The following is a 13,566-nucleotide window of genomic DNA, read 5'->3' as shown; positions in this document are numbered from 1 at the left end:
ACAATGCGCACGGACAAGGTTCACGTCGCCGTCGTAGGAGCCGGGATCGCCGGCCTGACGGTCGCTGCCGCACTCAACGGTGCAGGCGTGCATTGCCAGGTGTACGAGCAGACCCGGACGCTCGGGGAGGTCGGCGCGGGCATCCAGATCTCCCCGAACGCCACCCGGCTGCTGTTGCGGCTCGGGCTCGGCCCGTATCTGGACAGCGTGGGCGTCCGGCCCGCGGCGATCGAGATGCGCCGCTGGGACAGCGACGCGGTGCTGATGCGCACGGTCCTCGGGTCCGTCTGCGAGAGCATGTACGGCGCACCGTATTACAGCGCGCGCCGCGCCGACCTGCACCGCGGCCTGCTGCGGTTGCTCCCGCCGGGAGTGGTGCGGCTCGGGCGGCGGCTGGCGTCGGTCGAAGAGCGCCCCGACGACGTGGTGCTCCGCTTCGACGACGGCTCCACGGTCACCGCCGACGTGGTGGTCGGCGCCGACGGGATCCACTCGGTGGTCCGGGATCTGCTCGTCGGCGACGAGCCCCGCTTCTCCGGGCAGACCGTCTACCGCGGTCTGGTGCCGTCGGACCGGCTGCCGCGGCTGCTGCGTGAGCCGAAGGTCCTCATCTGGCTCGGCCCGGGCCAGCACTGCGTCTGCTATCCGGTCTGGGCCGGGCGGTCGGTCAGTTTCGTGGCGACGATCCCGGCGGACGGTTGGCAGACCGAGTCGTGGACCGCCGCCGGTCGGGTGGAGGACGTCCTCACGGCGTACACCGGATGGAACGACCAGGTCCGCGAGGTCGTCGGCGCCGCCGACACGGTGACCCGCTGGGCGATCCACGACCGCGACACGGTCCAGCGGTGGAGCAGCGACCGGGTCACCCTGGTCGGCGACGCCGCGCACCCGATGCTGCCGTTCGGCGCGCAGGGCGCGAACCAGGCGATCGAGGACGCCGCGGCCCTCGCCGTGTGCCTGCGCGCGGCGACAACCGAGGACATCCCGGCGGCACTGAAGCGCTACGAGGAGGTCCGTCGACCCAGGACCGAGGCCGTGCACCGCACGATGCGGGAGAACGCCCGCAACCACCACCTCGCCGAGGGTGAGGAGCAGCGGCAACGCGACCAGGCCATGGACGAGCTGTGGGGGCTGCGCGGCCAGGCCTGGCTGTACGGCTACGACGCCGAGGAGGCGGTCGGGGCCTGACCGCCTGGACCGCACGATGAAGGGACACGGGGACATGCAGATAGGATCGATGGACGGCAAGGTGGCCATCGTCACCGGCTCTGCCCAGGGCATCGGGCTCGCGGTGGCGCGTTCGCTGGCCGAGCACGGCGCGCTGGTCGCGGTGCTCGACGTCGACGCGGCGGGGGCCGACCGGGTCGCCGCCGAGCTGGTCGGGCTCGGGCACCAGGCGGCGGCGTATCAGCTCGACGTGCGCGACAGCACCGCCGTGAACACCGTCGTCAAGCGGGTCGAGCACGAGCTCGGACCGGTCGGCGTGCTGGTCAACGTGGCCGGCGTGCTGCGGACCGGGCCGATCGTGGAGTGCAGCGACCAGGACTGGGCCGACATCTTCGCGGTCAACGCAACCGGGGTCTTCCACCTGTCCCGGGCCGTCGCACGGGCCATGGTCCAGCGCCGGTCCGGCTCGATCGTCACCATCGCATCCAACGCGGGCGGGGTGCCGCGCATGCACATGGCCGCGTACGCCGCGTCGAAAGCGGCCGCGACCCACTTCACGAAGTGCCTGGGGCTGGAACTGTCCGGGCACGACATCCGGTGCAACATCGTGTCGCCCGGCTCGACGGACACCGCGATGCTGCGATCCATGCTGTCCGACGCGGGCAGCGACGCGGCGGGCGTGATCGCCGGCGCCCCGGCGTTGTTCAAGGTCGGCATCCCGTTACGGCGCCTGGCGGAGCCGGCGGACGTCGCCGACGCCGTGATCTTCCTCGCCTCCGACCGGGCCCGGCACATCACGATGCAGGAGATCTTCGTCGACGGCGGGGCGGTGCTGGGCGGCTGACCGTCCGGCACCGCCGCCCCGCTGTCGTCTTCAGGAGAGGACCAGACATCCATGGCCATCCCGCCGATCACCGCGTATGCCATGCCGGAGGAGTCGGAGCTGCCGGCCAGCGTCGCCGGCTGGCGCCCCGACCCGGCCCGTGCCGTCCTGCTGATCCACGACATGCAGCGGTACTTCGTGAACTTCTTCCCGCCGGGCGAGCTCGTCGACCGGTTGGTTGCCAACATCGCCCGGCTCAAGCGGACCATGACGGCGCTCGGGATGCCGGTCATGTACACCGCGCAGCCCGGCGCGATGACCCGCGAGGACCGGGGCCTGCTGTTCGACGTATGGGGCAAGGGCATGGACGCCACCCCCGCCGACCGGCAGGTCGTGGACGGGATCGCCCCGGCTCCCAACGACGTGATCCTGACGAAGTGGCGCTACAGCGCCTTCCACCGCTCGCCGCTGGAGGAGCTGCTCAGCAGCGCGGGCCGGGACCAGCTGATCGTCTGCGGCGTCTACGCCCATGTCGGGTGCCTGATGACCGTGTCCGACGCGTTCAGCCGCGACATCCAGCCGTTCCTGGTCGCGGACGCGGTCGCCGACTTCACCGCTGAGGACCACCGGATGGCGATCGACTACGCCGCCCGCCGGTGCGCCGTCGTCGCCTCCACCACCCAGATCCTCGAGCGCCTCCAGGAGGCCCCGCTCCAGGTGCGGTGAGGTACAGCATCCGTACACGGTCCGCGCCGGCTACCCGTCGTCGCGGACCGTGTCGTGCTGCTGGGTAATCCTGGCGAGGTCCACCCGGGAGCCGATCGACAGCTTCCGGAAGATCTGCCGCAGGTGGTAGTTGACGGTGTGCGGGGACAGGAACACTCGCTTCGCGATCTGCCGGTTGGTGAGACCCTGGTTGACCAGGTGGGAAATGGTCCGTTCGGTCTCGCTCAGGCTGTCCCAGCCGTGCGACGAGCCGCCGCCGGGTCCGACCGCCCGGCGACGGACGCCTAAGGACCGCAGGTGGTTGCGCACCCTCGCGGCGTCCCGGCCGGCACCCATCCACTCGAAGCCGCCGAGGGCGGTCTCCAGCGTGGCGACGGCCACGGGGCCGCCGGCGAGCCCGAGGTCCTCGGCGGCCCAGGCGGCGGCCCACGGGTCGCAGTGCTCGTCGGCGGCGCGGCGCAGCCCGTCGGCGTCGCCGTGCAGCAGCGCCCGGGCGTGCACCGCGCCGGCGAGCAGCGTCGGGAAGCCCGGGTTGGCCGCGGCGAGCGTCTCGGCCGCGGCGACGGCGGCACGGGCGAGCCCGTCGTCGCCGACCGCGCGCCCGAGCCGGACCAGCCACGCGGCGGCGCCGGGCTCCTCGACGAACAGCGCCGGGCGCCGGGCGAGGCCCGCGAACCGGCCGGCCAGCAGTTCCGCCGCCCGCCTGGGGCCGTCCTGCTCGGCGGCGAGCAGCACCTCGACCCACTCGTACTGCACCGACCACAGCGGAGCGGTCCCGGCCTCCAGGTGCGCCCGGTAGCGCCGCACGTGGTCCGCGGCGGCCAGCAGGTCACCGGACCGCAGGGCGACGGTGGCCAGGACCGAGAAGGCGAGCGGGATGAGCATCTCCGCGCCGAGTTCCTGCGCGGCCGACAGCGCCGACCAGGCCTCCGACCGCGCCTCGGCGATCCGGCCCTCCTGCGCCAGCAGCCTGGCCCGGGCGATCGGCGGGGCAGCCGCGTGCAGGGCGATGCCGAAGCGGTCGATCTCCGCCTGGGTCTGGCGGATCAGCTCGGCCGCCTCCGGGAACTCCCGCCGGGTGGACAGCTTGCGGGCCAGCGCCAAGCGGGCATGGGTGCACCACGCCGACGGGGTGCCCTCGGTGATGGCCTCGACCGACTCGCGGGCCAGCCGCATGCTGTCCGCCAGGCACCCACCGTCCCAAGCGAGGTTGGACAGCACCGTCTTCGCCGTGACGTACGCCGGGTCGCCCTGGCGTCGCTCCCCGCCGTCCACGATGGACAGCGCGACGGCGCGGGCGCCCGGCTCGTCGTGCAGCGACAGCGCCAGGACCCGGGCGGCGGTGGCGTTCTCCCGCACGTGCGCCGGCAGGTGCGGCTCCGCGAGCACCTTCCCGGCCAGCGCGGTCGCCTGCCCGGCCTGGCCGCTCATGATGAGGATGTGCGCCAGCCGGCACCGCAGCTCGGCGGCGACGTGCGTGGGCATCGGCTGGGCCAATGCGCCGGCGGCGAGCGCCGTCGCCGACGCCAGGTGCCCGGAGGCGAGGTGGGCGTCGACGGCCTCGGGCGCGGCCGACGCCAGGCGGCGCGCCGACACCGCGGACCCGCCGGGCGGGTCGCCGCGGTCGCCGCGGTCGCCGCGGGCGACCAGCATCAGCCCGATCTCGCGGTGCAGCGCCTGGCGGGCGGAGCCGGGGATCGAGTCCGCCACGACCTGCCAGACGAGCTCCTGACCGAACGCCAGATGGTCCGCCGTCGACACCAGCAGACCGGCGGCGAGGGCCTCCTCCAGCGCCGGCAGCAACGTCGCGGTCGTCTCGCGCAACATCTCGGCCGCGTCCCGCAGCGCGAAGACGTTGCCGAGGGCCGCTCCGACCTGCAGCAGCTGCCGGCACCGCAGCGACACCGCACGCAGCCGCGCGTGCACGACCATCTCGATCGATCCGCCGTCACCGGGCACCTCGGCCGGGCCCGGACGCCCGGCCGGCTCCAGCAGTTCCGGTTCCCGTCGTCCCGTCCGTACAGACACACTCGCCCCCTGTGCGACCGGCTGTCGAAAGCCCAGCCTGCCGTACATCGGGGCCCAACCCAATCACGCGATCACGGGATGCTCGGCGTGGACCCGGCTCGGCAGACTGACGCCCTGTGCACTACCGGCCAACGAGGGAGTCAGGTTGAGCGCCACGACAACGCGTGCCGCCGAGGTCCGCGCCGTACATCCCGCGGACACCCGGGCCGGGCAGCTCGCCTGGGCCGACGCGACGATCCGGGAGAACGCGGTGGCGCAGCTCGCGCCGCGCCTGCACGGCCCGCTGTTCCTGCCCGGCGACGCCGGCTACGACGACGAGCGGTCCGGCTACAACACGATGCTGGAGCACCGGCCCGCGGTCGTCGTGGGCGCCGACGGCCCCGCCGACGTGATGGCCGCGGTCGCGTTCGCGACCACGCACGGGCTGCCGGTCGGGGTGCTCAGCACCGGCCACGGCGCGGCGGTGGCCGCCGACGGTGCGCTGCTCGTCAGCACCCGGCGCATGCAGGGGGTCCGGGTCGACCCGTTCAACCGGGTGGCGCGGGTCGAGGCGGGGGTGCGCTGGGACCGGGTCATCCACGAAGCTGCCGCGTTCGGGCTGGCGCCGCTGAGCGGGTCCGCCCCGCACGTCGGCGTCGTGGGCTACACCCTCGGCGGCGGCCTGGGACTGCTCGGCCGCTCGTTCGGCTACGCCGCCGACCACGTGCGGGGCGTGGACATCGTGACCGCGCACGGGATGCAACGGCAGGTGTCGCCGCAGCAGTACGCCGACCTGTTCTGGGCGCTACGCGGCGGTAAGGGTAACTTCGGCGTCGTCACCTCGCTGGAGATCGACCTGTTCCCGGTACCCAGGCTGTACGGTGGCGGCCTCTACTTCAGGGCCAGCTCCGCGCCGCAGGTGTTCAACGCCTACCGCCGGTGGGCGCGGTCGTTGCCCGACGCGATGACGTCGTCGATCGCCCTGACCCGATTCCCGTGGCAGCCGCAGCTGCCGGACCGCCTGCGGGGCAGGTTCGTCGTCCACGTCCGCATTGCGTACAACGGCACGGCCGCCGAGGGTGAGCGCCTGGTCCGCCCGCTGCGGGAGGCCGCGGTGACGATGCTGGACACGGTCGCGGAGATGCCGTACACCGCGTCCGGGTCGATCCACGCGGACCCGTTGGAGCCGTTCGGCCTGTACGAGCGCACCGCCTACCTGCGCGAGCTGGACGAGGACGCGGTCGACGCGCTCGTGGACCTGGCCGGTCCGGACAGCACGTGCCCGATGACGCTGGTGGAGCTGCGGCACCTCGGTGGCGCGCTGGGCCGGGCGCCGGAGGTGCCGAACGCCGTCGGCCACCGCGACGCGGGGTTCCTGCTGTACCTCGCCGCGGTCTGCCCGCCGGCGGACCCGCACGCGGTCGCCGGCTACGCCGACGAGATCCTCGCGCGCCTGGCGCCGTGGACGACGGGCGGCGCAGCGCTGAACTTCATGGGCACGCACGACGCCGCACCGGCCCGGGTGCGGTCGGCCTACACCGAGGCCGACTACCGCCGCATCGTCGGCGTGAAGCGCGCCTACGACCCGGAGAACGTGTTTCGCGTCAACCACAACATCCCGCCGTCAGTGTGACCCCGAGATGCCGAGCAGGGCGGCGACCCGACCGGGTCGCCGCCCTGCTTCGTGCCGTGCGTCAGTCGGTGCCGTCGAGGTACACCGTGTAGAAGTGGGTGTCGGGGCTGGCCGGGTCGATGTGCATCTCGCCGCTGGCGCCCTTGTACGCACCGGTGCCGCCGGTGATGGCGGTGAAGAACGGCGGCGGCGGGAACTTCTCGTCCAGGAACGTCTGGAACGCGATCGTGCCGTCCGGCAGCTGCATCGTCACGTTGCACAGGATGTAGGACGCGCCGTCCTCCAGGCGCACCACCGTGCACACCCCGCCGTCGAAGCCGACCTTCTCGTCGTCGACGAAGAGGTCGTGCGTGAAGACGCTGCGGTCACCGAGGTTGACCTCGGCGTCGCCGTTCTTGAACACCTCGCGGCGGACCGGCCGCGCGACGTACTTGACCACTTTGGACATTGGTGCCTCCCTGTAGGAGCTTGCGGACAGAACGGGAAACGTGTGCGGGTCAGTGACCGCGGATGTGGTCGAGCACCCCGGCCCAGTGCTCCGGCGCCGCGTCGCCGCGCCACGCGACGTGCTGGTCGGGGCGCACCAGCACGAGGTCGCGTTCCCAGACGGCGCGCGCGGCATCGTCGACGGCGAGGTGCTCCATCGGCACCCCGTGTTCCAGCGCCTCCTTCACCAGAGCGGCGCCCGTGTCGCCACCGGTGAAGTCCACGAGGGTGAGGCCGGTGCCGAGCCGGTCGAAGATGTCGGTTCCGTCCGCCAGCCGCAGCGACGGAGCGCGGCTGCCAGGCCAGGTCGTCGGGACGATCTCGTGCCAGCGCCACGGCGGCGGGGTGCCCTGCTCGGGCCAGATGACGGGCGAGTCGCTGTACCGGTAGCCGAAGTGCACGCCGACGTTGTCGAGCTGGTACACCTCGGCGTCCAGGAACCCGCCCAGGTGCTCCCGGGACGCGCCGTCGGCGACCATCCGGGCGAACCGCCGCCAGACCTCCAGCAGGTTGGCGCACATCTCCCGGTTGAACAGCGCCACCGGCCGCCGCTCGGCCTCGTAGCTGGCCAGCAGCCGCGGCCCGCCCCAGCCGTGCAGCACGGCGGCGAGCTTCCAGCCGAGGTCGACGGCGTCGGCGAGGCCGGTGTTCGCGCCGTGCCCGCCAGTGGGGAAGAAGTGGTGCGCGGAGTCGCCGACGAGGAAGACCGAGCCGCTGCGGTACGTCGAAGCCACCGACAGTGACCCCTCCCAGACCGCGACGTTGAGCACCTCGTCGACCGCGAAGTCGGTCCCGAGCCGCTGCCGCATCGTCTCGACCGGGTCGGCGGTGAAGGGCCCGTCGCCGTGCAGCGGGATGCTGCCGGTCCAGGTGTCGGCCTCGTCGCGGGACACCAGCGTCAGCCCCCGCGCCGAGATCGTCACGAACGCCCGGCCGTGCCGCCGCAGCGCCGGGTCGGTGCTGCGGAAGTAGACCGAGCAGTTGCGGGCCTTCGGTCCGGTCTCCTCGACCGGGATGCCCAGACACCGGCGGACGGTGCTGTTCGCGCCGTCGCAGGCGGCGACGTACGGCGCCCGGACCGTCCGCACCTGGCCGCCGGGTCCCGCGAGGGACACCACGACACCGTCGCCGGTGTCCTCCAGGTCGGTGAACGCCCATCCCTCGACCAGATCGACGAGCGGGTGGTCGCGGGCCTCGCGGCGCACGATCTCCTCCAGCAGGGAGCCCTGCACCCGCTGGTACGGCTCCAGCGGCGCGGTGCCGTCGTTGACGGTGGCGAGGCGAGCGGCGACGCCGGCGACCGACTCGTGCTGCCACGTCCGCACGGGCGGCTCCTGGAACCCCCGCGTCCACAGGAAGTTCGCCTGATGCTCGGCGCCGATGCCGCGGGCCCGGATCTCCTCGGCGAGACCCAACCGGCGCAGCAGCTCCATGCTGCGGCCGTTGACGTAGTCCATCTTCGGGTGTCTGGACGGGCCCGTCGAGCGTTCGACGAGCACGCTCGGTATGCCGTGGCGGGCGAGCTCCAGAGCGAGGACCGCGCCCACCGGCCCAGCCCCGACCACCAGGACCCGCTCATCGTGTGTGCTCAAGGCTGCTGCTCCTCCCTGCGGGCGGCCGCGTGACCGCCTGCAGGGAAGGATCTCGATCGGCGGTAGGTCCCGTCATGACGTCTTCACGGGATATCCGCCCTCGTTCAGGCCGCGTCCTGGCCGATTCCGTCCTCCGCCACGAACTTGCGGGTCAGCTCCACCCGGCTGCGCACGCCGAGCTTCGTGAACACGTGCCGGAGGTGGCTGTCCACGGTGTGCGGTGACAGGTACAGCCGGTCGGCGACGTCGCGGTTGGTCAGGCCCTCGGCGACCAGCCTCACCACCCGCAGTTCGGACTGGGTGAGGCTGCCCCAGCTGTCCTCCGAGCCGGGCTCGACGACCGCGACCCGCCTGACCCCGAACGTGCGGAGCCGCTTGTACACCCGGGCGACGTCGAGCTGGGCGCCGCAGGCCCGGTACAGGCCGACGGCCTCGTCGAACAGCTCCACCCCCTGGTGCCGGTGGCCGGCGAGGTACTCGGCGACCGCCAGGTCCTCGATCGCGCTCGCGCTCGCCAGCGGGCGGGGGCTGAGCCGGTAGTACAGCACCGCCTCGCGCAACGCGCCGACGTCCTGATACAGCAGGCCCTCGGCGTGCGCGGCGGCACCGGCGAGCGAGGCGACGCCCGGGCTGCGATCGGCCAGCTGCCGCATGGTGACCGTCGCGGTCTTGGCGTGCTCCGCAGCGCAGGCCCGCAAGGCGATGCGCACCAGCGCCGGTCCCGCCCCGGGGTCGTTGGCCAGCAGCAGCTTGCGGTCCGGCAGCACCTCGCACAGCGAGCCGAGCAGGTCGCGGGTCGCCGCCGTCTCCCCGGTCAGGTCCCGCAGCTGCGCCATCGACCAGGTCAGGTCCTCCCGCGCGACGGTGATGCCGTCGGCGAGCAGCTGCTGCGCGCGCTGCAGGTGGTTACGGGCAACGGTCACCTGGGCCCGGCGGATCGCGACCTGTGCGATGATCGTGAGCAGCGGGATGCTCATCTGAAGCGCGGTGAGCTGCTCGGCGATCCGCACTCCTGCCTCGGCCTCGGTCTCCGCATCGGCCAGATGGCCCGCCCCGAGCAGCAACGAGGCGCGGTAGAAGTGCCACAGCGGCTGCGACCAGGCGGTGCCCATCTGCTGGGCCTCACGCTGGCCCGTGGTGTACATCGCCTCGGCCTCGTCGAACCGGTCCAGGGTGGCGAGCGCGCAGCCGAGCCACAGCCGCGGATGGCGGTGGTGCGCCTCGCCACCGACCCGGTCGGCCAGGCCGGTGGCCCACTCGGCGTGCTCGACCGCCTCCTCCAGGTTGCCCCGGACCCGGGCCACGACGCTGCGGGCGACCCCGGCGAAGACCGACGCGGTGTGCTCGCCGACCTCGGTGCCCAGGCGGACCGCATCGGCGGCGACCCGGTCCGCGCGGTCCGGGTCGTCGAACACCAGCGCGTGCGCCTGGAGCGCCAGCAGCCGGGCGATCAGCGGCTCAGGCACCCCGCTGCGGGCCAGCGCGCGTTCGGTGTGGTGCACGACCACGGCGTTGTGCCCCGCGTGCTTGAGCGCCTCGGCCAGGCCCAGGCGCAGCGCCGCCTCGGTCGCGGCGTCGAGCCCGCTGTGCAGCGCCGTCTCGCCGAGCTGCCCCGCCTCGACCAGGCGGCCGGCGGACGCCAGCAGCCGCACCGCGTCCGCGGTCAGTGCGGGGCGGGCCGGATCGTGCTCGCTGACCAGGTCCAGCGCCCGCAGGATGAGGTCGGCCGCAGTGCCGGGGGTGTGGGTCGCGACCTGTGTGGCGGCGTCGCGGAGCATCTCCAGCGCCTCGCCGGTGCCCGGGCTGCCGCTGCGGACCAGGTGCTCGGCGATCTCCATCGGTGGGCGGTTCTCGGCGCGGGCGACCTCGGCGGCCTCCCGGTGCAGCGCCGAGCGGACCGGCCCCGCCAGGTTGTCGTAGACCGCCTCGGCCAGCAGGTCGTGCCGGAACGCCAGCTCGAAGCCCCGGTCGACGAGCAGACCGCCGCCGAGGGTCTCGTCGGTGGTCGTCAGCAGTTCGGCCGCGGAGCGGCCCATCATCCGCGCGGCTGCGTGCACGGTGAACGGGCGCTTGAGCACCGAGCCGACCTCCAGCATGCGCCGGGCGTCGGGGCTCAGCCCGCGCAGCCGCTGCCGCACGGCGGCCAGGAAGCTGGACGGCAGCGCGTCGCCGACCAGCGTCGCGGTGCCTTCGCAGACCCGCATCTGGCAGGTGTCCTGTAATGCCGTCACCAGCTGCTGCGCCAGGAACGGGTTACCGCCGGAGCGGGCGGCCAGCGCCATCACGGTCTCGTCGGGCACCGCGCCGAGCACCTGCGCGCAGAGGTCGGCGACGGCGGCCTCCGGCAACGGGTCCAGCTCGACCCGCTGCGCCCCCTCGTCAATGAGCCAGTCGATCGCGTCCTGTGCCGGCGACGGCCGCGCCGTCTGGCGGCGGGCGAGCAGCCACAGCACGGGCAAGGAGGCGCAGGACGGCACGAGGATTCGCAGCGCCAGCGCGGAGACCTCGTCGGCCCAGTGCGCGTCGTCGAGGATCATCAGCAGCGGCCGGGTCCGCGAGTACCGCTCCACCGCGTCACCGATCCGGTCGATGAGCTGGAAGCGGTTGGCGTCGCTGGTGGTGAGCTCCCGCAGGCCCAGATCCGGCGGGTCGGTGGACTGCAGTGTCGTCAGCAGGCTGGTCAGCGGCGCGACCCGGTCCAGCTCGCTGGCCCGGCCGAACGCGAGCGCCACGCCGAGCTCGGCGGCCTCCGCGGCGACGGCCTCCAGCAGCCGCGTCTTTCCGATGCCCGCGGGTCCTTCGACGACGACGCAACCCCAGCCGCCGACGCCGGCGGCGGTCGCTGCAAGTGCGGGTCGAATGCTTTCGAGTGTGGTGTCCCTACCTACCAATGGCCACGTGGCAGCCAGCATGAAATAGTCCCCCGTATGCATGCGTGAACTCGTCAGGAATCCCGCTGGACCTCAGCCGTGCTGATACCACCTCTCCTGTGCGGACGGCGGGGTCACGGGCAGATCTTCCTAGCAGACGCATCGCTGGCAACATCGCCAGCCATGCATGTCCTCCTCGTACGCGCGGTGCCGGACCAACCGTAGCTCACCGGGGTGATCGACTGACGTCCCTGTTTTCCTCAAGAAATTGGCCATTCGGACGAGCAACCATTTTCGATGTACCGCGTCCACCTCCACGATCACTGAATCACGCGATGCACCCGTCACCTGGATCCCCGGATGATTCCGGCGGGCCCGGACGCACATTGGCCAGATCCGATCGGCCCGAATCGGCGTCAGGCACGATTGAGGGGATGCGCGCATGTCGCACGGACGTGGAGAACCGGACCTCATGGCGGTCCGGCGGTCGTTCTGGGTGGGCGTCGCCCTGGTGCTCGCGGGGGTCGCGCTGCACCTGCCGGACTATGTGATGGCCCGCCATCACGACTTCGTGATGGCGGGCATGCCGATGGGCGGCACGATGGCGGCCGGCATGACGCTGATCGTGCTGGGGCTGATGCTGGCAGTCCGCGCCGTGCTGCCCGGCCGGGCGCAGCGCCTGCGGCTCGCCGGCGCCGCCGGCACCGCGAACTTCGCCGCGCTGGACTCGGCCAGAATGACCCGGGCGCACTGGGCGCTGGTCGTCGCGCTCACCGTCGGGCTCGTGGTAGACACCATGAAGCCCGCGTCGCTGGGCTTCGTCGTGCCCGGCATGGCCGCGGAGTACGGGATCAGCACCGGCCGCGCGGCGCTGTTGCCGTTCGCGTCGATCACCGGTGCGGTGGTGGGCTCCATCGCCTGGGCATATCTGGCCGACCTCATCGGGCGGCGCGGCGCGATCATGCTGTCCGCGGTGATCTATGTCAGCACGTCGATCTGCGGGCTGATGCCGAGCTTCGGCTGGAACCTGGTCATGTGCCTGGCGATGGGCGCCTCCGCCGGCGGGATGCTCCCGACTGTCTACTCGCTCATGTCGGAGTCGGTGCCGAGCCGCCACCGCGGCGCGATCCTGGTCGTGCAGAGCGGGCTCGGCGCGGTCCTCGGCTACCTGGTGGCCAGTGGCGCCGCCGCGGTGCTGGTGCCGCACTACAGCTGGCGGGCGCTGTGGCTGCTCGGCGCGCCGACCGGCCTGCTGCTGCTCCTGCTGAGCCGCTGGGTGCCGGAGTCGCCGCGCTATCTGCTCGCCGCGGGGCGGACCGCCGAGGCGCAGCGGGTCATGGCGCGTTACGGCATCACCACCGCCGCCCCTGCGGCGCCCGCGTCGCCCGTCATGCCGAAGGCGGGTCGTGGTGCGCTGCTGTCCGACCGGTACCGCATCCGCACGATCGCGGTCGTCCTCTACGGCCTCGGCTGGGGCGCGGTCAACTGGGGGTTCGTGACGCTCCTGCCGGCGTTCCTGACCCCCGTCTACGGGCCCGGGGTCAGCAGGCTGCTGTTCGAGGCGTCGCTGCTGGCGGTGCCCGCGACGGTCGTGGCGGCCGTGCTGTACGAGCGGTGGAGCAGCCGCCGCACGATGCTGCTGTACTCGGCGCTCACCGCGGCGGCGCTCGCCGGGTTCGTCATCGCCCGCCCGGACCGGTCCCATGACACGACCCTGCTGGTGGTGCTGCTCATGGTGCTGCTGGCCGGCAACGCCGGGATGATCGCGATGCTGTCGCCGTACTCGACCGAGATCTTCCCGACCGCGCTGCGGGCCACCGGGGGCGGGCTGGCGGCGTCGGCGACGAAGGTGGCCGGCGTGCTCGTTCCGGTCCTGGTGCTCGCGCCGGGGCTGGGCTTGCTCGCGGTGACGGCGGTGGTGCCGGTCGCCGCGGCGGCGATCGTGCTGTGGCGCACCGGGCTGGAGACCGCCGGGCTGCCGCTGGTCGAGACCGAGCCCGAGCCCCAGCCGGTCGGCTGACGCGCCGCCGGAGGTGCACGGACGCACCCCTGGCGGCGGTTCAGGCGATCTTCAGGACCGCCAGGTGCAGGTGGAAGTTGTGCGGGATGCGAACGGGGTGCCGCTGTTGGCGGGCGCGTCGAGGTCGGTGACCTGCCAGATGTCAGGTCGTGACCCGGGTCCGGATGCCAGGCAGGATCTCGACGTTCGGGCACAGGGCATCCGGCCCCCGCTCGCCAGGGGCAAGCGGGGGCCAGGAGTCG

General features: G+C 73.0%; 9 protein-coding genes. 5 read left to right on the top strand and 4 right to left on the bottom strand.

Going from position 1 to position 13,566, the window contains the following annotated elements:
• Nucleotides 1–3 precede the first annotated feature (3 nt).
• The 3 genes from AB0K00_RS22490 to AB0K00_RS22480 are packed head-to-tail and all read left to right on the top strand — an operon-like array spanning nt 4 to nt 2,716.
• Complete coding sequence (locus AB0K00_RS22490; protein ID WP_363523442.1) at nt 4–1,188, top strand: FAD-dependent monooxygenase; 1,185 nt, start codon at nt 4–6, stop codon at nt 1,186–1,188.
• A 34-nt stretch (nt 1,189–1,222) separates the two neighbouring features.
• A complete protein-coding gene (locus tag AB0K00_RS22485) occupies nt 1,223–2,011 on the top strand; it encodes a 2,3-dihydro-2,3-dihydroxybenzoate dehydrogenase (protein WP_363523441.1) in 789 nt (262 codons plus the stop codon).
• A 51-nt stretch (nt 2,012–2,062) separates the two neighbouring features.
• Nucleotides 2,063–2,716 carry an isochorismatase family protein gene (locus tag AB0K00_RS22480; RefSeq protein WP_363523440.1) on the top strand — a complete coding sequence of 218 codons (654 nt, stop codon included), beginning with the start codon at nt 2,063–2,065 and terminating at the stop codon, nt 2,714–2,716.
• Nucleotides 2,717–2,746: 30 nt separating this feature from the next.
• Here the strand turns inward: AB0K00_RS22480 and AB0K00_RS22475 are convergent, their stop codons facing one another.
• Nucleotides 2,747–4,744: a LuxR C-terminal-related transcriptional regulator gene (locus AB0K00_RS22475; protein ID WP_363523439.1), complete on the bottom strand. Its 1,998-nt coding sequence runs from the start codon at nt 4,742–4,744 to the stop codon at nt 2,747–2,749.
• 145 nt (nt 4,745–4,889) lie between these two features.
• On the opposite strand from AB0K00_RS22475, the gene AB0K00_RS22470 reads away from it, so the two are divergent.
• Nucleotides 4,890–6,356, top strand: coding sequence for an FAD-binding oxidoreductase (locus AB0K00_RS22470; RefSeq protein ID WP_363523438.1), 1,467 nt, complete (start codon nt 4,890–4,892; stop codon nt 6,354–6,356).
• A gap of 61 nt (nt 6,357–6,417) precedes the next feature.
• Here AB0K00_RS22470 and AB0K00_RS22465 read toward each other — a convergent pair whose 3' ends face one another.
• From AB0K00_RS22465 to AB0K00_RS22455, 3 genes are all read right to left on the bottom strand, one after another.
• The gene (locus tag AB0K00_RS22465) at nt 6,418–6,804 is read right to left on the bottom strand and encodes a hypothetical protein (protein ID WP_363523437.1); all 387 of its coding nucleotides are present in this window, start codon (nt 6,802–6,804) and stop codon (nt 6,418–6,420) included.
• Between the two features lie 49 nt (nt 6,805–6,853).
• Nucleotides 6,854–8,434, bottom strand: coding sequence for an FAD-dependent monooxygenase (locus tag AB0K00_RS22460; RefSeq protein ID WP_363523436.1), 1,581 nt, complete (start codon nt 8,432–8,434; stop codon nt 6,854–6,856).
• 104 nt (nt 8,435–8,538) lie between these two features.
• Nucleotides 8,539–11,346, bottom strand: coding sequence for an AAA family ATPase (locus tag AB0K00_RS22455; RefSeq protein WP_363523435.1), 2,808 nt, complete (start codon nt 11,344–11,346; stop codon nt 8,539–8,541).
• 400 nt (nt 11,347–11,746) lie between these two features.
• On the opposite strand from AB0K00_RS22455, the gene AB0K00_RS22450 reads away from it, so the two are divergent.
• Nucleotides 11,747–13,324 (top strand): MFS transporter, encoded by a 1,578-nt coding sequence (locus AB0K00_RS22450; protein ID WP_363523434.1) that lies wholly within the window; start codon nt 11,747–11,749, stop codon nt 13,322–13,324.
• Nucleotides 13,325–13,566: the final 242 nt, after the last annotated feature.

This window comes from Dactylosporangium sp. NPDC049525 (assembly GCF_040676755.1).
Classification (GTDB): domain Bacteria; phylum Actinomycetota; class Actinomycetes; order Mycobacteriales; family Micromonosporaceae; genus Dactylosporangium.
The sequence above is the reverse complement of the archived record's forward strand: the minus strand, read 5'-3'. Positions and strand labels throughout refer to the sequence as shown.

Bases quoted from the DNA above. Each gene is read 5' to 3' on its own strand.
- AB0K00_RS22490 (WP_363523442.1), top strand. From the start codon at position 4: ATGCGCACGGACAAGGTTCACGTCGCCGTCGTAGGAGCCGGGATCGCC.
- AB0K00_RS22485 (WP_363523441.1), top strand. From the start codon at position 1,223: ATGCAGATAGGATCGATGGACGGCAAGGTGGCCATCGTCACCGGCTCT.
- AB0K00_RS22480 (WP_363523440.1), top strand. From the start codon at position 2,063: ATGGCCATCCCGCCGATCACCGCGTATGCCATGCCGGAGGAGTCGGAG.
- AB0K00_RS22465 (WP_363523437.1), bottom strand. From the start codon at position 6,804: ATGTCCAAAGTGGTCAAGTACGTCGCGCGGCCGGTCCGCCGCGAGGTG.
- AB0K00_RS22455 (WP_363523435.1), bottom strand. From the start codon at position 11,346: ATGCTGGCTGCCACGTGGCCATTGGTAGGTAGGGACACCACACTCGAA.
- AB0K00_RS22450 (WP_363523434.1), top strand. From the start codon at position 11,747: ATGTCGCACGGACGTGGAGAACCGGACCTCATGGCGGTCCGGCGGTCG.